Consider the following 25,926-nt stretch of genomic DNA (forward strand, 5'->3'; position numbering starts at 1 on the left):
CACCGAAAGGTCCCGGGGGCTTTTTTTTGCAGCAATAAAAAGGGAAAACGACCATGAACGGCGCACAACACATTCTCGACGCGTTCCATCGCCACGACATCCGTACCGTATTCGGCTACCCCGGCGGCTGCATCATGCCGCTATACGATGCCCTGGTGGACGATGTCGGAACCGAGCACGTGTTGTGCCGCCATGAGCAGGGCTGCGCCCTGGCCGCCGATGGCTACGCCCGGGCCAGCGGCAAGCTCGGCGTGTGCATTGCCACGTCGGGCCCCGGCGCCACCAACCTGATTACAGGGGTTGCCAATGCCCACCGGGACTCCATCCCCATGCTGGTGATCACCGGCCAGGTTCCCTCCGGCCTGATCGGAACCGATGCGTTCCAGGAAACCGATGTTCTGGGGATGACCCTGGGCATCGTCAAACACAGTTACCTGGTGGACAGCGCCGACGACCTGCCCGCGATCATGGAAGAAGCCATCCACCTGGCCCAGAGTGGCCGACCGGGGCCGGTCTGGATCGACATTCCCAAGGACATCCTGCTCACAGAAGCCCGCGCGCAGGCACCAACCCGCACAGGATCCGGCCCGACAGGCTGCCCCAACCTGTCCGAGGCGCTGACCATGCTGCGGGCCGCCCGCAAGCCCCTGCTCTACAGCGGCGGCGGTGTCAGCCTGGCCCACGCCGAGACCCGCTTCCGGGCCTTTGCCGACACCTCCGCGTTGCCGGGCGTTGTCACACTCAAAGGTATCGGCAACGCAGGCAAACACAGCGATCAGAACCTCGGGATGCTGGGCATGCACGGCTCGAGAGTCGCCAACCGTGCCGTGGACGAGTGCGACCTGCTGCTCGTTGTCGGAGCGCGTCTGGATGACCGGGCCACCGGCAAACTGGACACCTTCGCCCCCAACGCCCGGATGATCCACATCGATGCCGATGCCTCCGAAATCAACAAATTACGCCCGGCAGACCTGGCCATCCGGGGCGACCTCAATACCATCCTGGCGGCCCTGACCCGGGAGCTGGAAACCGAACCGTTGGCGATTGCCGACTGGCAAAAACAGTGCCGCACCTGGAACACCACCGGCGGCTTCAACGCGGCCGACAACGAAGAGCCCCTGGCCCCGATCACCGGCCCCGCGTTCGTGCGACAGCTCTCCCGAATCGCGCCGGACGATACCGTAATCGCCTGCGACGTTGGCCAGCACCAGATGTGGGTCGCCCAGCATTACCAGTTCAACCACCCACGCCACCACCTCTCCAGTGGCGGACTGGGCACCATGGGCTTCGGCCTGCCGGCGGCCATAGGCGCCCAGTTCGCCAACCGCGGCAGCACCGTGATCAACGTTGCGGGCGACGGCTCCTTTATGATGAACGCCCAGGAACTGGCCACCATACGGCGCTACAGACTGCCCCTGAAGATGATTATCCTCGACAACCAGTGCCTGGGCATGGTCCGCCAGCAGCAGGAACTGTTCTACAACAACCGTGAAAGCCAGATCGACCTGGACGACAACCCCGACTTCGTCGCCATGGCCCGGGCCTTCGACATCCCGGCCCTGCACATCGAACGCACCGACCAGATCCGCCGCGGTATTGAAACCATCCTCGCCTACGACGGCCCCATGCTGCTGCACGTTGCCATCGCCCGAGAAGACAACGTCTGGCCCATCGTCAAACCCGGCGCCAGCAACCGCGACATGATCGACGAATCCCAACGCACCGCAAAATCCAGCAAGGAGCACGTTGCATGAACCTCCAGCGCCAAACGGATACACCCAGCTACACCCTCACCTGCCAGATGAGTCATGAAGCGGCCGCGTTGGAGCGATTGTGCCAGGTGGTACGGATTCGCGGATTCCGGATAGCCAGGATGGCGGTGGAATCAGCAGGCGACGAGCTTGCCATCGCCCTCACGCTGGAGGGCACAAGGCCCATCAACATGCTCAAATCGCAGCTGGAAAAGCTGCACACAGTAGGGGACGTGGTTCTCGGAGTTCATGAAATGAAACAAACAAAGACAGCTTAATGTCTTTAAAGGCGAGTCTATCTGAGCAGTCTGATCGAGCGTGGGGAGGGATCTCTTTTCCCAGAAGAAAAGAGATCCCTCACCGCGCCCAGACTCCATCAATCCAGCACGTTGCAACAATTACCAGGACTTGTAGGGCAGGAACTTCCCGTTCATGGTAATCACCACCCGATCCCCCTTCGGATTCTCTTCCTTGTCCACATGCATCGAGAAATCGATGGCACTCATGATACCGTCACCGAACTTCTCGTGGATCAGCTCCTTCAGGGTATCTCCGTAAACACCCACCACCTCGTACAGGCGATAGATCAGCGGATCCTGCGGCACCGAATCACCCCAGGCCTTCTTCGGGCACACCTGAAGGGTTTCCGCGACGACCTTGTCCAGCCCGAGTGTCTCGCAGAGAGCAAGCGCCTTTTCCTCAGTCAGACTGTTCATGCCCAGGCAAGCCGACGTTGTAAACACCGGCGACATGCCAATGGCCTCGGAAAGCGCCTCCCAGGAAACACCTTTCGTCGCCTTGGCTTCCAGAATCTTCGCGGTCATCAGTTCTTTGTTCATCATAAGGCACTCACCCTTTGCTTCAGTTGGTTTTGCACTGTTCCAGTGCAGCTTCCGGGCGCGAACGATTGTTCACTTCCCGACGCTGCATGAGCCTGTCAGGGCTATCGCAGACTTCGTGCCAACCAACAGAAATATTCCAGGACTTTGTTTTTGATGGCATTTAATGAATGGCCGAAATCAGGCCGCACTACGATATTTCGTAGACCACGAAAATTCGTGCTCCCGACTACGAGTTATCGTAATTGGCACGGGACTTGACTCATCTTCCCGGAGACACCGACAGGATGAGAGCGATGAACACCACGACTGCCGTCAGCGAAACGGCAACTGCACGCCCCCGGCCTTCCCAGCACCAGGCACCCCAGGACAGCTGGATCGACCTCCTGCCTGAAGCCGCCCTGCTCGTGGATTGCACCGGGGACCGGATTCTCGCCGCCAACACCCTGGCGGCCCGGATGACCGGTTCCGAGCGGGCGTCGCTGATCGGCGGCCGCTGCACCGCGCTGTTTCCGGACCAACGTCCCACCCTGATCGTCTTCACGGAGGAAACCCTGTTACGGGGACGCGGATGGAGCGGGGATTTCACGCTCCGGCATCAGGACGGTCACACGGTCGAGCTGGAGATTTCCTCGGCGCGCGCCGGAGGAGCCGATTCCCGCGACATCCTGTTCCTGCTTCGGGACCGAAGGCAGCTACGCTCCCTGCGCGAGCGCCACGAGGTCAATCATTACCATCGCGGCGGACTCCTGGAGTGGCGAAGAGTCGAGGCACTGTTCAAGGATATGGAGCGGGAGAATCAGCTGATCCTCCATGCCGTGGGCGAGGGAATCTACGGCGTCGACGCAGAGGGCCGCACCACGTTTGTTAACCCGGCCGGCGAAAAGATGCTGGGCTGGCGAACGGACGAACTGATGGGGCGCGTGATGCACCGGGTCGTCCACCATTCCCATGAGGACGGCTCCCTGTTCCCGCTCAAGGACTGCCCCATCTACGCTGCGTTCCGCGACGCCAGCGTCCGGCGGGTGGGCGAGGACTGGTTCTGGCGCAAGGACGGAACCGGCTTTCCCGTGGAATACACCAGCACCCCGATCATGGACAACGGTCACCCCATCGGCGCGGTCGTCGTATTCAAGGATATTTCCGCCCGCCAGCACGCCCAACAGGAACTGCAACACGCGCTGGAGGAAGTTGAAAGCCTGAAACAGCGGCTCGAGATGGAGAATGCCTACCTGCAGGAGGAACTCAGCGGCGAATACCATTTTCACGACCTGGTCGGCCAGAGTGAGGCCATCAAGGGCATTGCCCGCCGCATTGGGCTGGTGGCGCCCACTGATGCAAACGTGCTGATTACCGGCGAATCCGGTACCGGCAAGGAACTGATTGCGCGTGCCATCCACCAGGCCAGCGACCGACGGGACCGGCCCATGATCCGGGTCAACTGCGCGGCCATCCCCAAGGATCTGTTCGAGAGCGAGTTCTTCGGTCACATCAAGGGTGCGTTCACCGGGGCCGTGAGCGATCGGATTGGCCGCTTCGAACTGGCCGATGGCGGTACCCTGTTCCTGGACGAGGTGGGCGAAATCCCGCTGGAGCTTCAGGGCAAGCTCCTCAGAGTCCTGCAGGATCAACAGTTCGAGCGGGTGGGCGAAAACCGCACCCGGGCGGTCAACGTCCGGGTGATTGCCGCCACGAACAGGGAGCTGAAATCGGAAATCCAGGCCAAGACATTTCGGGAGGACCTATACTTCCGCCTGAATGTCTTCCCCATCGAATCGGTGCCTCTACGCCGGCGTCTGGAGGATATCCCCATCCTCGCCCGGGAATTTCTCAACCGGGCCTGCCAGAAGTTCAACCGCCCCACCCTTATATTGCGAGAACGGGACGTGGAAACCCTACAGGCCTACCACTGGCCGGGCAATGTGCGGGAGCTGGAAAACGTGATCGAGCGACAGGTGATCACCGCAAACGGCGGCCTTGATCTGGACCTGCCGGGACAGGATTCCCCGGCCAGAGCATCAGCGGCATCCACACCACCGCCCAGGCACTTCAATGGCGAGCTGATGACCGAGCAGGATTTGAGGGACCTAGAGAAAAAGAACCTGACGCAGGCCCTGACCATGAGCAATGGCAGGGTATTCGGCGATGACGGCGCGGCGACCTTGCTGGGCGTCAAACCGACCACCCTGGCCTCAAGACTGAAAAAGCTAAAGATCGAACCGCTTCGATTCCGGTCAAAGAATAATTAACTCTGTAAACCCGACAAGTTAAATCGGCGCGGGGTGGCCGGTGGATTTTTCGCCGGAAAAAGGTGTCTGAGCGAAGCGAGTTCTTTTTCCAAGAAAAATCCACCGGCCACCCCGCAAGCCCGCCCCAAAATAGGCAGGCTACATCACGGAGCGATCACCAAAATCAGATCAACTCAATGGCCACCGCCGTACCCTCGCCCCCACCGATGCAGAGCGAAGCGACACCACGCTTGAGGCCACGCTGTTTCAGTGCGTTGATCAAGGTAACGATGATGCGTGAACCGGAAGAGCCGATCGGGTGACCAAGAGCGCAGGCGCCGCCGTGCACATTGACCTTCTCTGCGGGCAGGCCAAGCTCGTTGATCGCCGCCAGGGTTACCACCGCAAAGGCCTCGTTGATCTCGAACAGATCAACGTCGCTCACGGACCAGTCGGCCTTTTTCAGGACCTTCTCGATGGCTCCGATAGGCGCAAGGGTGAACTCCGAGGGCAGTCGCGCGTGGGTGGCGTGGGCCACGATCCGCGCCTGCGGAACCAGACCACGCTTGTCGGCCTCGGCAGCCGAGGCCAGCACCAGGGCCGAAGCGCCGTCGCTGATCGAGCTCGAATTGGCCGCCGTCACCGAGCCGTCTTTGGCGAAGGCTGGCTTCAGGTGAGGAATTTTTTCCGGCTTGGCGTTACCCGGCTGTTCATCGATTTCCACCAGGGTGTCCCCGCCACGGCCAGCGACACTCACCGGGACAATCTCGTCCCTGAACCAGCCATTCTCGATAGCCGCCAGGGACTTCTGCAGGGAACCGATGGCGAACTCGTCCATGGCCTGCCGGCTGATGTCGTACTTGTCCGCCGTGCGCTGGGCAAATACGCCCATCAGGCCGCCTTCGTACGCATCCTCAAGACCATCCAGGAACATGCTGTCCAGAACCTGGCCATGACCCATGCGCATGCCGGCGCGGGCCTTGGGCAGCAGGTACGGCGCCTGGCTCATGTTCTCCATACCGCCGGCGATCATGATGTTGTTGGTCCCGGCCTTGATCTGGTCGTGGGCCATGATCACAGACTGCATGCCGGAGCCACACATCTTGTTGATGGTGGTGCAGCCGGAGCTGTCCGGAATGCCCGAGGCGCGCGAGGCTTGTCGGGCCGGGGCCTGACCCAGGCCTGCGGGCAGCACGCAGCCCATGATCACTTCCTGGATATCGGCCGGCTGCAGGCCTGACCGCTCAATGGCGGCCTTGATGGATGCCGCGCCAAGCTGGGGGGAGCGAACGGAGCTCAGCGAGCCCATCATGCCGCCCATGGGAGTCCGCGCCGAACCGGCAATTACTACGCTGTTGTCACTCATGATCTATCCTCTCTCAAACCTTCAGCCCTTGCCCAGAACGGACCGGGCAATAATCTCTTTCATCACTTCCGAAGTACCGCCGTAAATGCGCTGAACCCGCGCATCCATGAAGGCCCGGGAAATGGGGTATTCGGTGGTGTAACCGTAGCCGCCGAACAGCTGCAGGCAACCGTCCGCCACCCGACACTGCATCTCCGTGGCGCTGTACTTGGCCATGGACGCCGTCGGCGCATCCAGCTCGCCCTGCTCGTACTTGGCAATACACTCGTTCACGAACGCCTGATTGACCCGGTAGTCGGTTTCCATGCGGGCAATCTCGAAACGGGTATTCTGCAGCTGCGCCAGCTTCTGACCGAACAGCTCACGTTCCTGGGCGTAGGCAATGGTCAGGTCCAGGGCACCCCGGGCCGCCGCCACACCGAGCGCTCCGATCACCAGGCGCTCTCGGGGCAGTTCCCGCATCAGGTACATGAAGCCCTGCCCCTCTTCACCCAGCAGCGCCGAGGCGGGGACGCGCATGTCGGAGAAGAACAGCTCGGAGGTGTCACCGGAATGCTGGCCGATCTTGTCCAGGTTCCGGCCCTTGCTGTAACCCGGCAGTGACGTATCCACCAGGAACAGGCTGATGCCGCGGGCACCAGCTTTCGGGTCGGTCTTGGCGGCGACAATCACCATATCGGCGTGCTGGCCGTTGGTGATGAAGGTCTTGGACCCGTTAAGGATGTAGTCGTCGCCATCTTTCACCGCACTGGTGCGGATCGCCTGCAAGTCACTGCCGGCGCCCGGCTCGGTCATGGCGATGGCGCCAACCGCTTCACCGGAAACCAGCTTCGGCAGCCATTGTTGCCGCTGTTCCTCGTTGCCCATGTGGCTGAGATAGGGTGCAACAATGTCCGAGTGCACCATCACGTTGGTGGACAGCGCGCCGAATCCCATCCGGGCCAGTTCTTCCCCAACCACCACAGAGAACTGGAAAGGCGCACCGATTCCACCCCACTCCTCGGGCACATCCACACACAGCATTCCGGCGTTGCCCAGGGTGTTCCACAGCTCTCGGGGCACCAGCCCGGACTTTTCCCAGGTCTCGTAATGCGGCGTTACTTCCTTTTCCAGGACCTTGACTACCGAATCCCGGAACATCGCCAGTTCTTCTTTATCAACAGACACGGTCATGTATGTCTCCTGCAATTGAATGCTTCACTTGGGCGCCATGCGAAGCGCGCAGTCCAGACGAATCACTTCGCCATTCAGAATCGGATTACGCACCATCTGGTCCACCATCATGCCGAATTCCTCCGGCTTGCCGAGGCGTTTCGGAAACGGCAGGGTGGCAGCCAGGCTTTCCTGAACTTCTTCAGGCATACCTGCCATCATGGGGGTCATGAACAGGCCCGGTGCAATCGTATTTACACGGATGCCCTCTCGAGCCAGCTCGCGCGCCGACTGCAGGGTCAGCGAAACCACCCCGCCCTTGGATGCACTGTAGGCCGCCTGGCCGATCTGGCCTTCGTAGGCCGCCACTGACGCGGTATTGATGATCACGCCCCGCTCGCCGTCGGCGTTGGGTTCACGCTGGGCCATATCGGCCGCCACCAGTCTCAGGATGTTGAAGGTACCAATCAGATTGACCTGGATAACCTTGCTGAAGTTCTCCAGCGGCATAACGCCCTCACGACCCAGGATCTTGGAAGCCGGGGCGATGCCGGCGCAACTTACCGCCACACCGCAGCGGCCATGGGCTTCCCGCGCGGCATTAACCGCAGCTTCGGCACTGTCTGCGGAGGTTACGTCACAATGCAGGAAGATACCGCCAATCTCTGCGGCCACTTTTTCACCCTGCTCCTTCTGTACGTCAAGGATCGCCACTTTGCAGCCTGCTGCTGCCAGTGCACGGGCCGCACCTTCGCCCAGCCCCGATGCACCACCTGTTACTATGGCCGCCACATTTTTGAATTCCATCGTTTACTCCTGCTCTAAAGACACTTTTTGTTCGAAATCTGACCGTAAAAGCACTTTACGTTTACGTAAACTTTATCTAACCTAAGTCTAAAAAGGAAATCGCCATGGTGAAAAAAGAAACATACAGCATCAGCGAACTCGCCAAGGAGTTCGACGTGACGACCCGGAGCATCCGATTCTACGAGGATCAGGAGCTGCTCAAGCCGACACGGCGTGGGCAAACACGCATATTCAGTTCCAAGGATCGCGTTCGGCTGAAGCTGATCCTTCGGGGCAAACGCATGGGGTTCTCACTGGCAGAAACCAAAGAACTCTTCGACCTGTGGGACGAAACCCTCAGTGGCAACGAAAAACAGTTGCTGCTGATGCTGGAAACCCTGAGCCGGAAACGGGCCCAGCTGGAACAGCAGAAGAACGACATCGCACAGGCAGAGATGGAAATGGACACCGCCGAAGCGCGGTGCCGTGAAGCACTGGCAGACCTGCAGAAGAAAAAACGAGAACAGCAGATGCGGGCGAACAAAGAACCAACGACAACCGCCGAACAGCGCTAAGCCACAAGGGCACTCAACGTCGCCCTGCGCCATGGCTGTCCGGTTATGAATCCTCGTAAGTCAGAGAGCAAAATAAAAGGTAACCGACATGAAATCACAGTACTCAGAGCTCAACTTCGGCCTTGGTGAAACCCTCGATATGCTGCGTGAGCAAATCAACGGCTTCGCCGCGGCCGAAATCGCTCCGCGCGCCGAAGAGATTGATCGCAACAACGAGTTCCCCATGGATCTCTGGCGCAAAATGGGCGACATGGGCCTGCTGGGCATCACCGTTGCCGAGGAATACGGTGGCTCCGATATGGGTTACCTCGCCCACGTGATTGCCATGGAAGAAATCAGCCGCGCCTCGGCCTCCGTCGGTCTGTCCTACGGGGCCCACTCCAACCTGTGCGTGAACCAGATCCACCGCAACGGTACCGAAGAGCAGAAGCAGAAGTACCTGCCCAAGCTGGTAAGCGGTGAACACGTTGGCGCCCTGGCCATGTCCGAGCCCAACGCCGGCTCCGACGTCATCTCCATGAAGCTCTCTGCCCGGGACGAAGGCGACCACTTCGTTCTCAACGGCAGCAAGATGTGGATCACCAACGGCCCCGACGCCCACACCTACGTGATCTACGCCAAGACTGACACCCAGGCCGGCTCCAGAGGCGTAACCGCGTTCATCGTTGAGCGCGACTACCCGGGCTTCAGCCGTCACCAGAAGCTCGACAAACTCGGCATGCGCGGCTCCAACACCTGTGAGCTGGTGTTCGAGGACTGCAAAGTGCCCCGCGAAAACATCCTGGGCGGTGAAGGCAACGGCGCCAAGGTGCTGATGAGCGGCCTGGACTACGAGCGTCTGGTTCTGTCCGGTGGTCCTCTGGGCATCATGCAGGCGGCCCTCGACGTCACCGTGCCCTACATCCGTGAACGCAAGCAGTTCGGCCAGGCCATCGGCGAGTTCGAACTGGTCCAGGGCAAAGTGGCCGACATGTACACCTGGATGAACTCCGCCAAATCCTACGTCTACATGGTGGCCATGTCCGCCGACCGTGGCGAGACCACCCGTAAAGACGCCGCCGGCGCCATCCTCTACTCCGCGGAAATGGCCACCAAACTGGCCCTGGATGCCATCCAACTGCTGGGCGGTAACGGCTACATCAACGAATACCCGACAGGTCGCCTGCTGCGCGACGCCAAGCTGTATGAGATCGGCGCGGGTACGTCAGAGATTCGCCGGATGCTGATCGGTCGCGAGCTGTTCCTGAACAAGTAAGAACAAAGTACCAGGAAGCCAGCCCCCAAGTATGACGAGGGTCTGGCGGGGCGGCACTTCGGGAATGCTGGAGGCCATGGATGGCCGGAAACAAGCGCACACGGACGTGCTCGTAGCGGTTCCCGAAGTGCTGCCCTGCCAGGCCTGACACACGGACTAGATGCCCTATGACCATACTCCAGAGCAAAATCAATCCAAGGTCTGATGAATTCCAGGCCAACCAGGAATCCATGGCGCAAGCCGTCGCGGACCTGCGGGACAAAGTTTCCACCATCCAGCAAGGCGGCGGCCCCTCCTACCAGGAACGCCACATCGCCCGTGGCAAGCTGCTGCCCAGAGAGCGGATCAACCGCCTGCTGGACGACGGCTCCCCCTTCCTGGAAATCGGCCAGTTTGCCGCCTACAACGTCTACGGCGAAGAAGTCCCGGCCGCGGGCCTGATCGCCGGCGTGGGCCGGGTCTCCGGCACCGAGTGCATGATCATCGCCAACGACGCTACCGTTAAAGGCGGCAGTTACTACCCGCTGACCGTGAAAAAGCACCTGCGGGCCCAGGAAATTGCCCTGGAAAACCGTCTCCCGTGCATCTACCTGGTGGACTCCGGCGGCGCGAACCTGCCCCGCCAGGACGAAGTCTTCCCGGACCGCGACCACTTCGGCCGCATCTTTTACAACCAGGCGCGCATGTCCGCCGACGACATCCCGCAGATTGCGGTGGTGATGGGCCTGTGTACCGCCGGTGGCGCCTACGTGCCGGCCATGGCCGACGAATCCATCATCGTCCGAAACCAGGGCACCATCTTCCTGGCCGGCCCGCCGCTGGTTAAAGCCGCCACCGGTGAAGTGGTCAGCGCCGAAGACCTGGGCGGTGCCGACGTGCACTGCAAAATCTCCGGTGTTGCCGACCACTACGCGGAAAACGACGCCCACGCCCTGGAAATCGCCCGGCGCAGCATCTCCAACCTTAACCGCCGCAAACCGGCCGATGTGGAGATCCGCAAGCCCAGGGCACCGCTGTACGACGCCGAAGAGATCTACGGCATCGTCGGCACCGACCTGCGCAAACAGTTCGATGTGCGTGACGTGATCGCCCGCATCGTCGACGGTTCCGAGTTCGACGAATTCAAACGCTATTACGGCCAGACCCTGGTAACCGGCTTTGCCCACATCCACGGCTACCCGGTCGGGATCATCGCCAACAACGGCATCCTGTTCAGTGAAGCCGCCCAGAAAGGCGCGCACTTCATCGAACTGTGCTGCCAGCGCAACATCCCGCTGCTGTTCCTGCAGAACATCACCGGCTTCATGGTCGGCCAGAAGTACGAGGCCGAGGGCATCGCCAAACACGGCGCCAAGATGGTCATGGCCGTGGCCTGCGCCAACGTGCCCAAGATTACCGTACTGATCGGCGGCAGCTTCGGCGCCGGCAACTACGGCATGTGTGGCCGAGCCTACAGCCCGGACTTCCTGTGGATGTGGCCGAACGCGCGCATCTCGGTGATGGGCGGTGAACAGGCCGCCGGCGTGCTGGCCCAGGTCAAACGCGAGGGCATGGAGCGCAAAGGCGAGGAGTGGAGTGCCGAGGAAGAGGCCGAGTTCAAGCAACCGGTGATCGACAAATACGAGGAACAGGGCCACCCCTACTACGCCAGCGCCCGGCTCTGGGACGACGGCGTAATCGACCCGGCCCAGACCCGGGAAGTGGTTGCCCTGAGCCTGTCCGCCACGCTCAACCGACCCGCGAAGCCCACGCGCTTCGGCGTGTTCCGCATGTAATCGGGAGACTATGCCATGACAGAACAAGAAAATGCGGTTCTGCTCAAGCGCCGCGCCGAGGGCATAACCGAAGTGGTGCTGAACCGCCCGGACAAACGCAACGCCTTTGACGACGTGATCATCCAGCAGCTGATCAACGCGCTGACCGAAGTCAACGACGACGCGAACACCAAGGTGGTGATCCTTCGCTCCGAAGGCAAGCACTTCTCCGCCGGCGCGGACCTTGGCTGGATGCGCCGCATGGCGGACAACACCCGCCAGGAAAATCTCGATGACTCCCGGGAACTGGCGCGGCTGATGAACGTGCTGAATCACCTCTCCAAGCCGGTCATCGGCCTGGTGCAGGGCGCGGCCTTCGGCGGTGCGGTGGGCCTTGCCGCCTGCTGCGACATTGTTATCGCCACCGAGAAATCCAGCTTCTGCCTGAGCGAAGTGAAGCTCGGGCTGATCCCGGCTGTAATCAGCCCCTATGTCGTGCGCGCCATTGGCGAACGCCAGGCCCGCCGGTACTTCATCTCCGCCGAGGTGTTCACTGCCCGGCAGGCCGAAGAATACGGCCTGGTGCACATCGTTTGCGACGATGTCGAGGCCATGGAGGCCCGTTGCAACGAGATGCTTGAGCAGCTCGCCCTGAACGGTCCGGAAGCCATGAAAGCTGCCAAGGATCTGGTGTTCGCGGTCAGCCACAAACCCATTGAAGACGCCGTGATTGACGACACCGCACACCGCATCGCCGACATTCGCGTGGGCGAAGAAGGGCAGGAAGGTTTGAGTGCCTTCCTGAACAAGCGCCGCGCCAACTGGATTCCGGAGAACAAGTGACATGTTCAGCAAAATACTGATCGCCAACCGGGGCGAAATCGCCTGCCGGATCATACAGACCGCCCACCGCATGGGCATCCGTTGCGTTGCGGTGTATTCCGACGCCGACGCCAACGCCCGCCATGTCGCCATGGCCGACGAGGCGTTTCACATTGGCCCCGCCCCCAGCTCCGAGAGCTACCTGCGGGCCGAGAAAATCATCGAGATCGCCAAGGAGAGCGGCGCCCAGGCCATCCACCCGGGCTACGGTTTCCTGTCCGAGAACACCGGATTTGCCGAGGCCTGCGAGGCCAACGACCTGGTCTTTATCGGACCGCCCTCCTCCGCCATCGCGGCCATGGGTTCCAAGTCCGCCGCCAAAGCGATCATGGAGAAGGCCGGCGTGCCGCTGGTGCCCGGCTATCACGGCGACGACCAGTCGCCGGAAACCCTGCGCGCCGAAGCGGAGAAATGCGGCTTCCCACTACTGCTGAAAGCCGTGGCCGGTGGCGGCGGCAAAGGCATGCGCGTAGTCGAGAACATGGGCGAATTTGACGACGCCCTGGCCGCGGCCAAGCGCGAAGCCAAGAATGCCTTTGGCAACCCGGACATGCTCATCGAGCGCTACCTGACCCAGCCACGCCATGTGGAAATCCAGGTCTTCTGCGATCAGGACGGCAAAGGCGTGTATCTGGCCGAGCGCGACTGTTCCGTGCAACGCCGCCACCAGAAGGTGCTGGAAGAGGCACCAGCCCCCGGCCTGAGCGAGGATACCCGAAAGGCCATGGGTGAGGCCGCGGTGCGGGCTGCCCAGGCCATCGACTACGTGGGAGCCGGCACCGTCGAGTTCCTGTACGACGTGGACGGCTCGTTCTTCTTCATGGAGATGAACACCCGCCTGCAGGTGGAGCACCCGGTCACCGAAATGGTCACCGGCCAGGACCTGGTGGAATGGCAGCTGAAAATTGCCTGGGGCGAGCCACTGCCGCTGGCCCAGTCCGAGGTAAAAACCCGGGGCCACGCCCTGGAAGCCCGTATCTATGCGGAAGATCCGGATCACGATTTTCTGCCGGCCACCGGCCACCTGCGTTACCTGAGCACCCCCGATGAGAGCGCCCATGTGCGCGTCGACACCGGCGTGACCGAGGGTGACGATATCAGCATCCATTACGACCCCATGATCGCCAAGCTGATCGTGTGGGACGAGACCCGGGACCAGGCCATCAACCGCATGGTGCAGGCGCTGGAGAACTACCGCATTGCCGGGGTGAAGACCAACATCCGTTTCCTGCACGCGCTGGCCGATGCCCAGCCGTTCCGGGAGGAGGACCTGACCACCGGCTTTATCGACACCCATCGGGACCTGCTGTTCCCGAAATCCAAGCTGGATACCCACAAGGCCTTGGTTCTGGCCGCCGGCTTTGTGCTGGAAGAGCGCAAATCCAGCGAGCCGGCCTCCACCGATCCCTGGTCCCCGTTCGGCCGCCGCAACAGCTGGCGCATGAACTCGGAATACGCCCAGCCGCTGCAACTGCAGGTGGGCGAGGAGATTCACGACCTCAAGATTCTCGAGCGGGATGACCGGTATCAGGTGTTCGTCGGCGACAGTGTCTACAACCTGACCGCCCGGCTGGACGACGATTACCTCCAGGCCGTGATCAACGGCCACCGGATCAGCGTGCACGGCAACCTGTACAAAGACCAGCTGGTGCTGTTCTACGAAGGCGACACCTTCCAGTGCAGCGTCTACCGCGAGACCTACGGTTTCGAGGACATGTCCGGCGAAGGCAGCCTGGAAGCGCCAATGAACGGCGCCATCGTCGCGGTGCAGGCCAAGGTGGGTGACAAGGTCATCGCCGGCCAGACCCTGGTGATCATGGAAGCCATGAAGATGGAACACGCCATCAAGGCCCCGGCCGACGGCGTGGTGAGCGAGATCTTCTTCGGCGAAGGTGACCAGGTCTCCGAAGGTGCCGAGCTGATCGCCATCGAGGTGAGCGAAGAGGAGGCAGAGTAATGGCCTTTCCCAAGCAGGTTCGCCTGGTCGAGATGAGCCCGCGGGACGGGCTGCAGAACGAGCCGGGCCCGGTCATCGCGACCCGCATCAAGACCGGACTGATCGACCGGCTGGCCGACTGCGGCCTGCCCCACATCGAGTCCGCCAGCTTCGTGTCACCCAAGTGGGTGCCCCAGATGGGCGACGCCGCCAAGGTCATGGCCGGCATCAACCGCAAGGCCGGCGTACGCTATTCGGTGCTGACGCCGAACCTCCGGGGCTTTGAGAATGCCCTGGAAGCCGGGGTGGACGAAGTCGCGGTGTTCGGCGCCGCCTCCGAGTCGTTCAGCCAGAAGAACATCAACTGCTCCATCGCCGAAAGCCTTGAGCGCTTCCTGCCGGTGATGGAAGCGGCGAACAAGCACAACATTCCCGTGCGGGGGTATGTCTCGACGGTTCTGGGCTGCCCCTACGAGGGCGACATCGCCCCGGAACAGGTGGCCAAAGTCGCCAAAGACCTGGCCGACATGGGCTGCTACGAGATCTCCCTGGGCGACACCATCGGCGTGGGTACGCCGCTGAAAGCCAAGCGCATGCTGGAGGCGGTCGCCAAGCACGTTCCGGTTGAACGCCTGGCCGCCCACTTCCACGACACCTACGGCCAGGCCCTGGCCAACCTCTACGCGGTACTGGAGGAAGGTGTCGCGGTGATCGACGCCTCGGTCGCCGGCCTCGGGGGTTGCCCGTACGCCAAAGGCGCCTCCGGCAACGTTGCCACGGAAGACGTGCTATACCTGCTTAACGGCCTCGGCATCGACACCGGCGTGGACCTGAACCGGCTCGTCGCCACCGGCGACTGGATCAGCGGCCAGCTCAAACGTCACAACGGCTCCAAAGTGGGCCAGGCCCTCGGCGGCAACTGCTGAAACGAAAAGGATTCGACATGAACCAGAACAAGAACGTCGTTGCCCTGGATCTTCCGATCCCCGGGATTTCCGACATGCCGGAAGATACCAAGAAGTACTTCCAGATCTGTCAGGAAAAGCTGGGCATGATCCCGAACGTGCTCACGGCTTACAGCCAGAACCTGAAACAACTCGAAGGCTTCACCCGCCTGTACAACGAGCTGATGCTGGGCGAAGGCGAGCTCAGCAAGCTGGAGCGGGAAATGGTCGCCGTGGTGGTCTCGTCCGAGAACAAGTGCTTCTACTGCCTGGTGGCGCACGGTGCCGCCGTGCGGGTACTCAGCGGCGATCCAACGCTGGGCGAGCACATGGTGATGAACTACCGCAGCGCCAAACTGGACAAGCGCCAGCGCGCGATGCTGGATTTCGCATCCCACCTCACCCGCTCACCGGCAACGGTCACGGAAGAGGACATCCAGGCCCTGCGCGACGCCGGTCTCAGTGACCGCGCGATCTGGGACCTGAGCAACCTGGTCGGGTTCTACAACATGTCCAATCGCGTCGCGATTGCCAGCGATATGCAACCAAACCCTGAATATCACAGCCAGAGTCGCTAGCGGGGTTAGCCCTGCTTGCCCTCGACTACAAAAACAATGGAGGCAGAGACAATGAGCATGACTCTTCCAAGCTACACCAGCGGCACTTCAGAGACACCGCTGCTGGGCATGACCATCGGCGAGATGCTGGACCGCACCGCCGAGAAGTACCCGGACACCGAAGCCCTGGTGTGTCTGCACCAGGACATTCGCTGGACGTACAAGGAATTCGTCGAGAAAGTGAACGAAGCTGCCCGTGCCTTCATGGCCATTGGCGTGAAGCGTGGCGACCGGGTCGGCATCTGGTCCCCGAACCGCTATGAGTGGACGGTGACCCAGTTCGCCACCGCCAAAGTCGGCGCCATCCTGGTGAACATCAACCCGGCCTACGGCATGCACGAACTCGAATACGCCATGAATCTGGCGGGCATCAGCGTGCTGGTGACCGCGGACAGCTTCAAGGCGTCTGATTACCGCAAGACCCTCTACGACCTGGCGCCGGAACTGAAAGCCAGCCAGCCCGGCGAGCTCAAGGCCCGGCGTCTGCAGGACCTGCGTGCGGTGATCAACCTGGATACCGAAAAACACGACGGCATGTGGACCTGGAACGAGTTCGTCAAATTCGGCAGCGACGTCAGCCAGGACGAACTGGACAAGATTCAGGCCAAACTGCAGTTCGATGACCCAATCAACATCCAGTTCACCTCAGGCACTACCGGCAACCCCAAGGGCGCCACCCTCACCCACCACAACATCCTGAACAACGGGTATTTTGTGGCCGAGAGCCAGCTTTTCACCGAGAAAGATCGCCTGGTGATTCCGGTGCCGCTGTACCACTGCTTCGGCATGGTGATGGGCAACCTGGGCTGCATCACCCACGGCTCCACCATGATCTATCCGGATGAAGGGTTTGAGCCCAAGTCTGTGCTGAAGGCGGTTCACCAGGAGAAGGCGACGGCGCTGTATGGCGTACCCACCATGTTCATTGCCGAACTGTCGGACCCGGAATTCGAAACCTACGACCTCTCGACCCTGCGCACCGGCATCATGGCCGGCTCCATCTGCCCGGCCGAGGTGATGAAGCAGGTTAACGGCAAGATGAACATGAAAGAGGTCCAGATCGCCTACGGCATGACCGAGACCAGCCCGGTGTCCACCCAGACCAGCTCCCTCGACCCGTTCGAGAAACAGGTCACCACCGTGGGCCGCACCCAGCCGCACCTGGAAACCAAGATCGTCGAGCCGGGTTCCGGAAATGTAGTGCCACGCGGCGAGATCGGCGAACTCTGCACCCGGGGCTACAGCGTGATGCTGAAGTACTGGAACAACGAAGAGAAAACCCGTGAGGCCATCGACGACGCCGGCTGGATGCACACCGGCGACCTGGCCACCATGGACGAGGACGGCTACATCCAGATCGTTGGCCGCATCAAGGACATGGTGATCCGGGGCGGTGAGAACATCTACCCGAAAGAGATCGAAGAGTTCCTGTACACCCACCCCTCCATCGAAGAAGTCCAGGTCACCGGCATTCCCGATGAGAAGTACGGCGAGGAACTGATCGCCTGGGTGAAACTGCGTCCGGACGCCGATCCGGTCGATGCCGACGATCTTATCGCCTTCTGCCAAGGCCAGATCGCCCACTTCAAGATCCCGAAGAACTACAAGTTCGTGGATGAATTCCCGATGACCGTCACCGGGAAAATCCAGAAGTTCAAGATGCGGGAGATCTCGATTGAGGAGATGGGGCTGAAGAAGTAAGCCCTGCCCTTTCCTCGTGAAACCCTCAAACCCCGGCAACTTGCCGGGGTTTGTTCTTTGTGTACGCGACGCACTCGACAAACATTATCGTACAAGACGAGGCATCACCCAGGACAATACCCCGGAATCAAACGACAGCCTGTCAGCACCCCGTCGCCATGCTTCACTCTCGGGAACCGCACCCACCGCTACCGGAGTCTACTTCATGCCCAACCCTGTCCGCCCAGGCGATCGGCTCGCTGGAGAACGAGCTGGTGGGTATCCGCCAGGACATGGATGAGCTGATCCGCAATATGGAGCAGTAAATCGCGGAGTCCGAAGCCTTTATTCGGCGCTTTCGTGAAGGCGGGTAACGTCTGGCCACACAGGGCCAAGAGGGCTACAGTCAAATCGAAGGTCGAATCAGTAGCCGGACCATCCGGGGCAAACAGGGAGTAAAAGCTATGGAGCACCAATACGCCGACCCTGAACTTGGGCCAGCCGTGATGCAGTTTGATGCGGCGCTGGCCGATTTCGCCCGCGCCCGTCGCTCAGATCCCCAGTCATCCAGCCTCGCCCTGCTTGAGCGGGCCCGGATGCTGATGACACTGCCGGATGGATTTGACGCCTTGTACAGACGAGTTCGCGGGCTGGAATCCGCCGGTATATTCGGCACCAGTGATTGGTCAAAGCCGGCGATTCTGCAGCCGGCACTGGCGAAGCGCTCGCTGCGCGAAGCCGGCGCCGTGACAACGGTGGTTGAAGCCATCAGCGAGCTCCGGATGCTTGCGGTCACTCGCGGGGATTACTTCCATCCGGGCATTTCCGCGGAACAGGCCAGGCACTTCCTGACCCAGGTGATGGCGCTGAACCTGGACTTGCTGTCCGGTCAACTGACGGAAGCAGACCGGGAACGCCCCAAGCAACTCGGTGTCATCGTACACCAGCTGTACCAGTACCTGATTTCTCATCTGGGTTACGAAAGCCTGCTCGACAGCCTGGTTGCAGAAGTCTGGCGATTACTGGATCAGGGGCCGGTCCAGGTAGACAGCATCTGCGAGATGATTGGCCAGATTGCAAAGTGCCTCTATGACCCGGAAACGGTAACCATAGACAACGCCGACGCCGCCCGCCTTGTGCACTCGTTGTTCGCGCCCACCCCAGGCAGCATCGAAGACCCGGGCTTGGAGCTGTATGGCCAACGGCTGGCTCAGATGGACGATGCCGGCCTCAAATCCGAGGCGACTCATTTCGCCCGGAGCATGCATGACACCGGTCTTGCCTCGCCCTACCACGCGGTTATGCTGAGGTTCCTGCGCAAAACTGGCAAGGACGACCTGATCCCAACCACGCTTGGGCTCACCATGACGGGATTGGACGACCTTTACTGCTATACCGAGCTGGTCCACGCCCTGATCGACGAGGCCATCTACCCGGAAAGCTGCCAGGCCGTTTTCGGGCTTACCATGATGCTGGAGCGGGGTTCGCTGTTCACTCCGTCGGTTGCACAGGCACTGTGGCGTCATATCAAACTTGAGCTGTCGGAAGAGACGACATCGGCGCTCGAAGGCACGTTTGGAAATGCCCAGCCAGCCAAGGTGTTCCTGCTGGCCGGCGTTCTCAACCTCCTGGGCCAGCCGCTGGGTGTCGGCCAGGGCAATAACCCCAGCTGTCAGTCGGCCATTGGTCTGTCGATGTGGGCTGCGAACGAGGCCGACTACTTGCTTCAGGTTCTGGCCTGGGCCGCCCGGGATAACGAGGTTCTGGGGCGCTTCGAGGGTGCAGAAGTCTCGTCCAGGAATCTGGAACCGGGATTGGTCAAGGAGGCACCGGTGGATGTGGATCCGGTATCACTGATTCTGATTCCGCACCTGGACCGGATCTATGGTGAGATGTGGCGGCGCTGCCAGGGCCGGGATGATGACGCCCACCGCTGGATAAATCCGGAATTTTACGGGTGGTGGGTCAGCCACGGCTTTCGGGTGGTGGCCGACATTCATACCGGAGAGGTACACGACTACGACGGCTTCGTTCGCCATTTTTACGCCAGCTACCACCCGTTCTACAATGGCCAGATGCCCGTCATACATGCGCAGCCCGCTGGCATCGCCGTCACCGACAGCGCCGCCCGTTTTGTCGGCCGCCACGCCATCAACATCCTCAGGGTCGGGCTCAGCCCCGAAAACGAGACTCGGGTCTACTTTTTTAATCCCAACAATGACAGTGGCCAGGACTGGGGGCAGGGCATTACCTGTTCCACCCGCGACCACGGCGAATTCCGGGGGGAAGCCTCCTTACCCATTGCCGAGTTTGCCTCGCGACTGTACGCGTTCCATTACGACACGCTGGAACTCGGTGACGTGAATGAAGTACCGGATGAGGAAGTCGCCCGGGTCATGGAACTCGGCCACACTAGCTGGGCGGCACCCCCAGACACGTCAACCCGCTCAGGAAATTAACCGAGGCCACTTTCCCGGCCTTAATTCCCGATGACCGTCACCGGGAAGATCCAGAAGTTCAAGATGCGGGAGATTTCGATTGAGGAGATGGGGCTGAAGAAATAAGCCCTGCCCTTTCCTCGAGGAAACCAACAAACCCCGGCAACTTGCCGGGGTTTTTCGTTTCTGGAAAGTGCGTCAACTCTCCACCTGCCAAAGAACTCTTGAAGGCTGGACAAATACTTTGACCGTAGCGGTTCCGAGTGCAAGACTCAAAGCAATCTCTGCTACCGGAAAGGAATCCGAAATGCGCTTGTTCACGCTCGCCGCTGCCCTCGTAACACTCCTCTCGATACCGGCCTTCGCTCAGGATATCGCCGTCAATGAAGAAGACATCGACATCGGCGGGCAGAAGTACTCGCCCTATCTCTATCAGCGCTACCCCAACCGGGTGTTCTTCGGCGACACGCATCTCCACACCAGCTATTCGACCGATGCGGGGATGGTTGGCAACCGGCTCGGGCCCAACGAGGCCCTTCGTTTTGCCAAGGGCGAACAGGTTATCTCGTCAACGGGTCTTCCGGCTCGGCTGATCCGGCCACTCGATTTCCTTGTCGTCGCCGACCACGCCGAAAACCTCGGCCTCGCGCCGATGATCGAGGAGTCGAATCCCGAGCTACTGCGCGATCCGCAAGGCAGGGAATATCATGACCTGGTGAAGGCCGGAAAGGGCTGGGAGGCATACCAGATCTGGAAGCAATCCGGGGCAACCCTGAAGGACTCGATGCCAAACCCGAAGCTTCAGGCAAATATGTGGAACCGGATCATCGACGCGGTCGACCAGCACAACCAGCCAGGTGTCTTCACGGCGTTTCACGGGTTTGAATGGACTTCCACGCCCGACCTTCGAAACCTCCACAGGGTGGTGATTTTCCGTGACGATGCTGAGGCAGCGCGTCAGGTCGTGCCGCTCAGCATCTTCGACACAACGGACCCCGAGGATCTCTGGAATTACCTCGCAATGTACGAGCAAGAGACGGGAGGCAGCGCACTCGCCATCCCACATAACGGCAACCTGAGTCAGGGACTCATGTTTGCCGTCGAACGAATTAACGGTGAACCTGTGGATGCGGAGTACGCTGAGCGCCGGATGCGGTGGGAACCGATCTACGAGGTCACGCAGATGAAGGGCGACGGCGAGGCTCATCCCTTGCTCTCGCCCAACGACGAGTTCGCAGACTATTACCAATGGGACAAGGGGGATTTCGGGTTAAATCCGAAGGAGCCCGAGATGCTGCCACACGAATACGCCCGAAGCGCGCTCAAGCTGGGACTGGAACAGGAAGAGGCAATCGGAGCCAATCCATTCAAGTTCGGCATGATCGGCTCGACGGACAGCCACACCTCGCTTTCAACAACCCGGGAAGAGAATTTCTTTGGCAAGTTCTCCGGTGCCGAACCGGCGACCGAGGCGCGCTACACAGACCTCGTCACCCAGGACCTGCGCGAGAGCGGAGACGGCAGCCTCGACGTCTATCACTGGGAGTCGCTCGCCTCCGGTCTCGCCGCCGTCTGGGCACGGGAAAATACGCGCGAGGCGATCTGGGACGCGATGGCACGCAAGGAAGTCTACGCAACAACAGGTGGGCGGATGCTGGTTCGCGTATTCGCCGGCTGGGACTTCAAACCGGATGAGGTGCACCGCCCCGACTTTGCCCGCCAGGGCTATGAGCGCGGCGTGCCGATGGGCGGCGACCTTGCGACAGTGCCGGATGGCGCCGGCGGCCCACGCTTCATGGTGCGTGCGCTGCGGGATCCCGATGGCGCGAACCTCGACCGGGTTCAGATCGTCAAAGGCTGGCTCGATGCCGACGGCGAGCTGCAGGAACGCATCTATGACATAGCAGTGTCTGACGGCCGCGAGATCGGCCCGGAAGGCCGGGCGACGACGCCGGTCGGCAGCACGGTCAAAGGCGCTGGCTATACCAACACGATCGGGGATGCAGTACTCGGCGCCTTCTGGGAGGATCCTGACTTCGACCCGGCTGAGCGAGCCTTCTACTACGTTCGGGTGCTGGAAATTCCTACGCCCACATGGATCGCCTATGACGAGGCTGTCTTCGGCAAGCGCGATGCGCCCGACGAGGCTCTGCGCGAGTCCCAGGAGCGCGCCTATACTTCGCCGATCTGGTACACGCCGTAGATCAGGACAGAATCACCAGGTGATCGGGCAGTTCATTGCGCTCGTGGGTGGCGGGCACATGCTCTTTCAGCAATTTGCCACAGGCGGCAATGCAGTCAAGAAACCCCTGCCGGGTCTGGCCCTGATGCACCTTTGCGGTGAAGTCCGCGACGATGCCTTCCCACACCGAGTTGTCCAGCACATCGGCAATGCCCTGATCCACCAGAATCTCCACATAGCGTTCCGCTTCCGAGACGAAGATCAGCATGCCGGTGGAGCCTTCGGTATGGTGCAGGTTCCGCTCCAGGAACTGCCGCCGCGCGAGGTTGGAGGCCCGCCAGTAACGCACCTGCTGGGGAATCAGGCGGGTGTTGATGCCTTGCACCCGGAACAGCAGGCTGAGCAGGATGAACGTACCCCACTGCACCAGCATCAGCATGTCGGCACCGAACCAGTTGCCGAAGTAATTGGCAATGCCCGGCACCAGCAACGCCAGGATGCCGGCCCAGAGCAGTGGAATATAGCTGTAGTTATCGGACTGGGCCGTCAGTACGGTGACCAGTTCGGCGTCGGTTTCCCGTTCCACGTCGTTGATGGCGGCGGTAACGGCTTCCTGATCGCTTTTGCTTAATAGTGTCATGATTCTTTCATTCTCATTGTCGGGTGAAGGGGTTCAGCGCGCTCGGCTATCGGTGCGGAGCTACCAGCCACCGGAGGCACCGCCACCGCCGAAGCCGCCTCCACCGCCGCCAAAGCCACCACCGCCGAAGCCGCCGCCCCGGCCACCCATGGCGCCACCCAGCAGAGCCGCGCCTAACAGGGCTGCGCCACCGCGCCCACCACGGCCACCGCGACTGCCGATAAAGAACACCACGGCCATCATGATGAAGAAGACCAGCGCCACCATGCCGGCTTTGGGCTTTTCCTGGACGGCACCGGTCTGCTGGCCCTGGGCAACTGCCATGGGCTCGCCACCGAGCACCTGGATCATGGCCGCGGCGCCGTTAACAATACCGGCCTGAAAATCCCCCTGACGGAACGCCGGGGTAATAATGCGATTGATGATCACGGAGGAGTCAGCATCCGTGAGCCGGCCTTCAAGGCCATAGCCCACCTCAATGCGGATTTTGCGTTCTTCCTTCGCCACGATCAGCAGGGCGCCGTTATCCTCGCCCTCCTGACCGATACCCCAGTGCCTGCCCAGCTGGTAGCCGAAATCCTCAATCGGAAACCCCTGAAGGTCCGGCAAGGTAACCACCACAACCTGTTCGGTGCTGGCCTGCTCGTGGGCCTGGAGCATCTGGCTCAGGCGCGTTTCCACCTCAGGAGACAGCATCTCCGCGCGGTCCACCACCCGGCCAGTCAGCTCGGGAAATTCCGGCGTGGACTGGGCCCAGACGGTGGCCGGCAGCAAGACCAGTAACACCAACAGCATGCTTTTGTGGAACTGAGCAACCATCAGAATTCCACCGCGGGCGCTTCATCCGCATTTTCCGTAGTGGCTTCAAAGTTGGCGCGAGGCTTCAGATCGCTGTACAGGATGCTATGCCAGATCTTGCCCGGGAAGGTGCGCAGTTCGGTGTTGTAGCGCTCCACCGCCTGAATGAAATCCCGGCGCGCGACGGCAATACGGTTCTCCGTGCCTTCAAGCTGAGACTGCAAGGCCAGGAAGTTCTGGTTCGACTTCAGGTCCGGATACCGTTCCGACACCGCCATCAGCCGGCTCAGGGCGCTGCTAAGCTCACCCTGGGCCTGCTGGAACTGCTGAAGCTTCTTGGGGTTGTCGAGAATGCTTTCGTCCACCTGAATGGAGGTGGCCTTGGAGCGCGCCTCAATCACCGCGGTCAGGGTTTCCTGCTCCTGGGCCGCGAAGCCCTTGACGGTTTCCACCAGGTTGGGAATCAGATCGGCCCGGCGCTGGTACTGGTTTTCCACCTGGGACCAGGCAGCGGTGACTTTCTCATCGTAAGTGGGAATGTTGTTGATCCCACAGCCACTCAGTAACAGAACCAGTGCCATCAGCGGTGCCAGCTTCCAGACAGCCCGCTGTTGAAAGGGTTTATAAACGATTCCCATAGTGCTTTTCCCGGTGGTGAATGCATGAAAAAGGATGATGCCTGACCCTCAGGCCGAGGCATCGAACTACCCTCTAAGTGGGGACAAAGCCAGTGTTTTCAAGGTGGCCAGGGTATTCCGGCCCCACATCCTTTATGGAACAGGGCAACTCCTGACCGAAAAATTCGAAGGCCCGGTGCCGGGCCACACCCCCGCAGCCTGTTGGTAAGCCCGGAGTTATACGAACGCGTTCGCAAAACTCCCAAAAAACGCATGAGAAATGAAGGTAACTATCTGATAGGGTTGGAAAGTTGGAGTTCGAGGATTGGACTTATACGCCCATGGCTGGGAGCAGGAGTGGCTCAGGAGCGGGCGTATAACTCCGGCGGTAGCCATGGAATCTGGTGCTCAAGGTACTATTTTTAAAGAAGAGTCAGGCTCCAACTTGGGAAAACTGGGCGGAGTTTTAAGAGCGGGTGATATACGAACGCGTTCGCATAATGAGCTGTTATATGGAAATTGAGCATGAGTGATCTAATAGTACCGGTTTACCTTAATCAAAGAATGGTTTTTGACCTCCTTGCAATGTTACAGGGCGGTATATCCACAGTGACTGCTGTATCAAAGCAAGAGGCCGGAGAGTCCGGCTCAAGGGGCAGTGCCTCGGCTTCCCTGGGATTGAGTGAAGCCCTTTCATCGCTATTCAAAATCGGCCTGAAGGCGGAAATGGAAGCATCAGACAAGGCATCTACTCATAACTCTGTACAAGAGGAACGGGTACATACACCGGCGTCGCTGTTTTATCAGTTGAGAACGACCCTTGTTGAGAAGAAGCTGCTGCAGCAGGTCGATGAAGGGGGCCAAGTAAAAGCCGGCCAGATTGTAGAGTTCACGGTAAAGCTCAAACGAAACCCGATCATCGAAATCATGGACACCATGACTGAAATGATGTCAATGGCGGTGCTTTTTGAAGGTGAAAAATCAAACGGTAGCAAAGGAGGAAAAGGAAAAGCCAATGAAAATGCGCAACTTAAGAAGCAAATGGAAGAGTTTTCTAAAGCGCTGAAATCAGGGAATACAGTAGATTTAACGGCGAGCGATTTACCGTCTGGTCACAGGGCAGTTATTACTGTTGAATCACTTTATTTGAACGATCCCGTGATGTCTGACCTTGTGGATGGCGAATTTAAAGTAGTTGGAAAAGTTGTCAGGAGCATCGAAGACGACTCAGAATCTATTAATTTGATTAGAAAAACAGCGCTGAGTCGAATGCCGAGCCATATTTTGGGTCAGGTATTTCAGCAATTCGCCACGCTGGGAAGCACACAGGGATTCGATCTCCCGGAACTTAAAATGGAGGTCGAAGGCCCGGCAATTCAAGTTCTGCCTATCGCCATCTATGCCTAGTCGTGGCCCATATAACCAAGCCAGGCACGGCGACGCCTTTTCGTTGCGGCTTCGCCTCCACTACAAAGGCGCGCATGCT

Annotated in this window: 22 protein-coding genes and 1 pseudogene; 16 read left to right on the plus strand and 7 right to left on the minus strand. The window is 60.4% G+C overall.

Annotated features, from left to right (window positions below; genetic code table 11):
• Window positions 1-53 precede the first annotated feature (53 nt).
• Window positions 54-1,754 (plus strand): acetolactate synthase 2 catalytic subunit, encoded by a 1,701-nt coding sequence (gene ilvG, locus QQF73_RS15860; RefSeq protein WP_285368794.1) that lies wholly within the window; start codon window positions 54-56, stop codon window positions 1,752-1,754.
• Window positions 1,751-2,029, plus strand: a complete 279-nt coding sequence (locus QQF73_RS15865) for an ACT domain-containing protein (RefSeq protein ID WP_285368795.1) — start codon at window positions 1,751-1,753, stop codon at window positions 2,027-2,029. Before ilvG ends, QQF73_RS15865 begins: the two co-directional genes overlap by 4 nt.
• Window positions 2,030-2,149: 120 nt before the next feature.
• On the opposite strand, the gene cynS is transcribed toward QQF73_RS15865, so the two are convergent.
• Window positions 2,150-2,593, minus strand: coding sequence for a cyanase (gene cynS / locus QQF73_RS15870; RefSeq protein WP_219868320.1), 444 nt, complete (start codon window positions 2,591-2,593; stop codon window positions 2,150-2,152).
• Window positions 2,594-2,886: 293 nt separating this feature from the next.
• Between cynS and QQF73_RS15875 the strand changes: the two genes are divergently transcribed.
• Window positions 2,887-4,839 carry a sigma 54-interacting transcriptional regulator gene (locus tag QQF73_RS15875; protein WP_285368797.1) on the plus strand — a complete coding sequence of 651 codons (1,953 nt, stop codon included), beginning with the start codon at window positions 2,887-2,889 and terminating at the stop codon, window positions 4,837-4,839.
• Window positions 4,840-5,002: 163 nt separating this feature from the next.
• Here QQF73_RS15875 and QQF73_RS15880 read toward each other — a convergent pair whose 3' ends face one another.
• From QQF73_RS15880 to QQF73_RS15890, 3 genes are read right to left on the minus strand one after another with little or no spacing between them, the layout of a single operon-like run.
• Window positions 5,003-6,184, minus strand: coding sequence for an acetyl-CoA C-acyltransferase (locus QQF73_RS15880; RefSeq protein ID WP_219868322.1), 1,182 nt, complete (start codon window positions 6,182-6,184; stop codon window positions 5,003-5,005).
• A gap of 21 nt (window positions 6,185-6,205) precedes the next feature.
• Window positions 6,206-7,357 carry an acyl-CoA dehydrogenase family protein gene (locus QQF73_RS15885; RefSeq protein ID WP_219868323.1) on the minus strand — a complete coding sequence of 384 codons (1,152 nt, stop codon included), beginning with the start codon at window positions 7,355-7,357 and terminating at the stop codon, window positions 6,206-6,208.
• Between the two features lie 24 nt (window positions 7,358-7,381).
• Window positions 7,382-8,143, minus strand: coding sequence for an SDR family NAD(P)-dependent oxidoreductase (locus QQF73_RS15890; protein ID WP_219868324.1), 762 nt, complete (start codon window positions 8,141-8,143; stop codon window positions 7,382-7,384).
• 104 nt (window positions 8,144-8,247) lie between these two features.
• Here QQF73_RS15890 and QQF73_RS15895 point away from each other — a divergent pair, with 104 nt between their 5' ends.
• The 12 genes and pseudogenes from QQF73_RS15895 (at window position 8,248) to QQF73_RS15945 (ending at window position 22,406) form a co-directional block, all read left to right on the plus strand.
• Entirely contained in the window at window positions 8,248-8,697 is a 450-nt protein-coding gene (locus tag QQF73_RS15895) for a MerR family transcriptional regulator (protein ID WP_219868325.1), read from the plus strand.
• A gap of 88 nt (window positions 8,698-8,785) precedes the next feature.
• Complete coding sequence (locus QQF73_RS15900; RefSeq protein ID WP_219868326.1) at window positions 8,786-9,952, plus strand: isovaleryl-CoA dehydrogenase; 1,167 nt, start codon at window positions 8,786-8,788, stop codon at window positions 9,950-9,952.
• 167 nt (window positions 9,953-10,119) lie between these two features.
• On the plus strand, window positions 10,120-11,727 hold the full coding sequence (locus QQF73_RS15905; RefSeq protein ID WP_219868327.1) for a carboxyl transferase domain-containing protein: 1,608 nt from the start codon (window positions 10,120-10,122) through the stop codon (window positions 11,725-11,727).
• A 15-nt stretch (window positions 11,728-11,742) separates the two neighbouring features.
• Window positions 11,743-12,549, plus strand: a complete 807-nt coding sequence (locus tag QQF73_RS15910) for an enoyl-CoA hydratase-related protein (protein WP_219868328.1) — start codon at window positions 11,743-11,745, stop codon at window positions 12,547-12,549.
• Window position 12,550: 1 nt separating this feature from the next.
• Window positions 12,551-14,545: an acetyl/propionyl/methylcrotonyl-CoA carboxylase subunit alpha gene (locus tag QQF73_RS15915; protein WP_285368802.1), complete on the plus strand. Its 1,995-nt coding sequence runs from the start codon at window positions 12,551-12,553 to the stop codon at window positions 14,543-14,545.
• A complete protein-coding gene (locus QQF73_RS15920) occupies window positions 14,545-15,450 on the plus strand; it encodes a hydroxymethylglutaryl-CoA lyase (protein WP_285368804.1) in 906 nt (301 codons plus the stop codon). Before QQF73_RS15915 ends, QQF73_RS15920 begins: the two co-directional genes overlap by 1 nt.
• Window positions 15,451-15,467: 17 nt before the next feature.
• The gene (locus QQF73_RS15925; protein ID WP_219868331.1) at window positions 15,468-16,046 is read left to right on the plus strand and encodes a peroxidase-related enzyme; all 579 of its coding nucleotides are present in this window, start codon (window positions 15,468-15,470) and stop codon (window positions 16,044-16,046) included.
• 57 nt (window positions 16,047-16,103) lie between these two features.
• Window positions 16,104-17,786 carry an AMP-binding protein gene (locus QQF73_RS15930; protein WP_285369022.1) on the plus strand — a complete coding sequence of 561 codons (1,683 nt, stop codon included), beginning with the start codon at window positions 16,104-16,106 and terminating at the stop codon, window positions 17,784-17,786.
• 158 nt (window positions 17,787-17,944) lie between these two features.
• On the plus strand, window positions 17,945-18,091 hold the full coding sequence (locus QQF73_RS15935; protein ID WP_285368806.1) for a hypothetical protein: 147 nt from the start codon (window positions 17,945-17,947) through the stop codon (window positions 18,089-18,091).
• Between the two features lie 138 nt (window positions 18,092-18,229).
• Window positions 18,230-20,224 carry a hypothetical protein gene (locus QQF73_RS15940; protein WP_219868333.1) on the plus strand — a complete coding sequence of 665 codons (1,995 nt, stop codon included), beginning with the start codon at window positions 18,230-18,232 and terminating at the stop codon, window positions 20,222-20,224.
• A gap of 24 nt (window positions 20,225-20,248) precedes the next feature.
• A pseudogene (locus QQF73_RS19285) lies at window positions 20,249-20,329 on the plus strand (AMP-binding protein); the annotation flags it as partial.
• A 181-nt stretch (window positions 20,330-20,510) separates the two neighbouring features.
• Entirely contained in the window at window positions 20,511-22,406 is a 1,896-nt protein-coding gene (locus QQF73_RS15945; protein WP_285368807.1) for a DUF3604 domain-containing protein, read from the plus strand.
• Window position 22,407: 1 nt separating this feature from the next.
• Here QQF73_RS15945 and QQF73_RS15950 read toward each other — a convergent pair whose 3' ends face one another.
• The 3 genes from QQF73_RS15950 to QQF73_RS15960 are packed head-to-tail and all read right to left on the minus strand — an operon-like array spanning window position 22,408 to window position 24,404.
• Entirely contained in the window at window positions 22,408-23,025 is a 618-nt protein-coding gene (locus QQF73_RS15950; RefSeq protein WP_285368809.1) for a TPM domain-containing protein, read from the minus strand.
• 60 nt (window positions 23,026-23,085) lie between these two features.
• Window positions 23,086-23,844 (minus strand): TPM domain-containing protein, encoded by a 759-nt coding sequence (locus QQF73_RS15955; RefSeq protein ID WP_285368811.1) that lies wholly within the window; start codon window positions 23,842-23,844, stop codon window positions 23,086-23,088.
• Window positions 23,844-24,404, minus strand: a complete 561-nt coding sequence (locus QQF73_RS15960) for a LemA family protein (RefSeq protein WP_285369024.1) — start codon at window positions 24,402-24,404, stop codon at window positions 23,844-23,846. The genes QQF73_RS15955 and QQF73_RS15960 overlap by 1 nt, the downstream gene beginning before the upstream one ends.
• A 561-nt stretch (window positions 24,405-24,965) precedes the next feature.
• Between QQF73_RS15960 and QQF73_RS15965 the strand changes: the two genes are divergently transcribed.
• Window positions 24,966-25,847, plus strand: coding sequence for a DUF6414 family protein (locus QQF73_RS15965; RefSeq protein ID WP_285368813.1), 882 nt, complete (start codon window positions 24,966-24,968; stop codon window positions 25,845-25,847).
• Window positions 25,848-25,926: the final 79 nt, after the last annotated feature.

Source organism: Marinobacter albus (genome assembly GCF_030238305.1).
GTDB lineage: Bacteria > Pseudomonadota > Gammaproteobacteria > Pseudomonadales > Oleiphilaceae > Marinobacter > Marinobacter albus.

Bases quoted from the DNA above. Each gene is read 5' to 3' on its own strand.
- QQF73_RS15900 (WP_219868326.1), top strand. From the start codon at position 8,786: ATGAAATCACAGTACTCAGAGCTCAACTTCGGCCTTGGTGAAACCCTC.
- QQF73_RS15945 (WP_285368807.1), top strand. From the start codon at position 20,511: ATGCGCTTGTTCACGCTCGCCGCTGCCCTCGTAACACTCCTCTCGATA.
- QQF73_RS15905 (WP_219868327.1), top strand. From the start codon at position 10,120: ATGACCATACTCCAGAGCAAAATCAATCCAAGGTCTGATGAATTCCAG.
- QQF73_RS15950 (WP_285368809.1), bottom strand. From the start codon at position 23,025: ATGACACTATTAAGCAAAAGCGATCAGGAAGCCGTTACCGCCGCCATC.
- QQF73_RS15960 (WP_285369024.1), bottom strand. From the start codon at position 24,404: ATGGCACTGGTTCTGTTACTGAGTGGCTGTGGGATCAACAACATTCCC.
- QQF73_RS15955 (WP_285368811.1), bottom strand. From the start codon at position 23,844: ATGGTTGCTCAGTTCCACAAAAGCATGCTGTTGGTGTTACTGGTCTTG.
- QQF73_RS15920 (WP_285368804.1), top strand. From the start codon at position 14,545: ATGGCCTTTCCCAAGCAGGTTCGCCTGGTCGAGATGAGCCCGCGGGAC.
- QQF73_RS15915 (WP_285368802.1), top strand. From the start codon at position 12,551: ATGTTCAGCAAAATACTGATCGCCAACCGGGGCGAAATCGCCTGCCGG.
- QQF73_RS15910 (WP_219868328.1), top strand. From the start codon at position 11,743: ATGACAGAACAAGAAAATGCGGTTCTGCTCAAGCGCCGCGCCGAGGGC.
- QQF73_RS15865 (WP_285368795.1), top strand. From the start codon at position 1,751: ATGAACCTCCAGCGCCAAACGGATACACCCAGCTACACCCTCACCTGC.
- cynS (WP_219868320.1), bottom strand. From the start codon at position 2,593: ATGATGAACAAAGAACTGATGACCGCGAAGATTCTGGAAGCCAAGGCG.
- QQF73_RS15925 (WP_219868331.1), top strand. From the start codon at position 15,468: ATGAACCAGAACAAGAACGTCGTTGCCCTGGATCTTCCGATCCCCGGG.
- QQF73_RS15875 (WP_285368797.1), top strand. From the start codon at position 2,887: ATGAACACCACGACTGCCGTCAGCGAAACGGCAACTGCACGCCCCCGG.
- QQF73_RS15965 (WP_285368813.1), top strand. From the start codon at position 24,966: ATGAGTGATCTAATAGTACCGGTTTACCTTAATCAAAGAATGGTTTTT.
- QQF73_RS15895 (WP_219868325.1), top strand. From the start codon at position 8,248: ATGGTGAAAAAAGAAACATACAGCATCAGCGAACTCGCCAAGGAGTTC.
- QQF73_RS15890 (WP_219868324.1), bottom strand. From the start codon at position 8,143: ATGGAATTCAAAAATGTGGCGGCCATAGTAACAGGTGGTGCATCGGGG.
- QQF73_RS15940 (WP_219868333.1), top strand. From the start codon at position 18,230: ATGGAGCACCAATACGCCGACCCTGAACTTGGGCCAGCCGTGATGCAG.
- QQF73_RS15930 (WP_285369022.1), top strand. From the start codon at position 16,104: ATGACTCTTCCAAGCTACACCAGCGGCACTTCAGAGACACCGCTGCTG.
- QQF73_RS15880 (WP_219868322.1), bottom strand. From the start codon at position 6,184: ATGAGTGACAACAGCGTAGTAATTGCCGGTTCGGCGCGGACTCCCATG.
- QQF73_RS15885 (WP_219868323.1), bottom strand. From the start codon at position 7,357: ATGACCGTGTCTGTTGATAAAGAAGAACTGGCGATGTTCCGGGATTCG.
- ilvG (WP_285368794.1), top strand. From the start codon at position 54: ATGAACGGCGCACAACACATTCTCGACGCGTTCCATCGCCACGACATC.
- QQF73_RS15935 (WP_285368806.1), top strand. From the start codon at position 17,945: ATGCTTCACTCTCGGGAACCGCACCCACCGCTACCGGAGTCTACTTCA.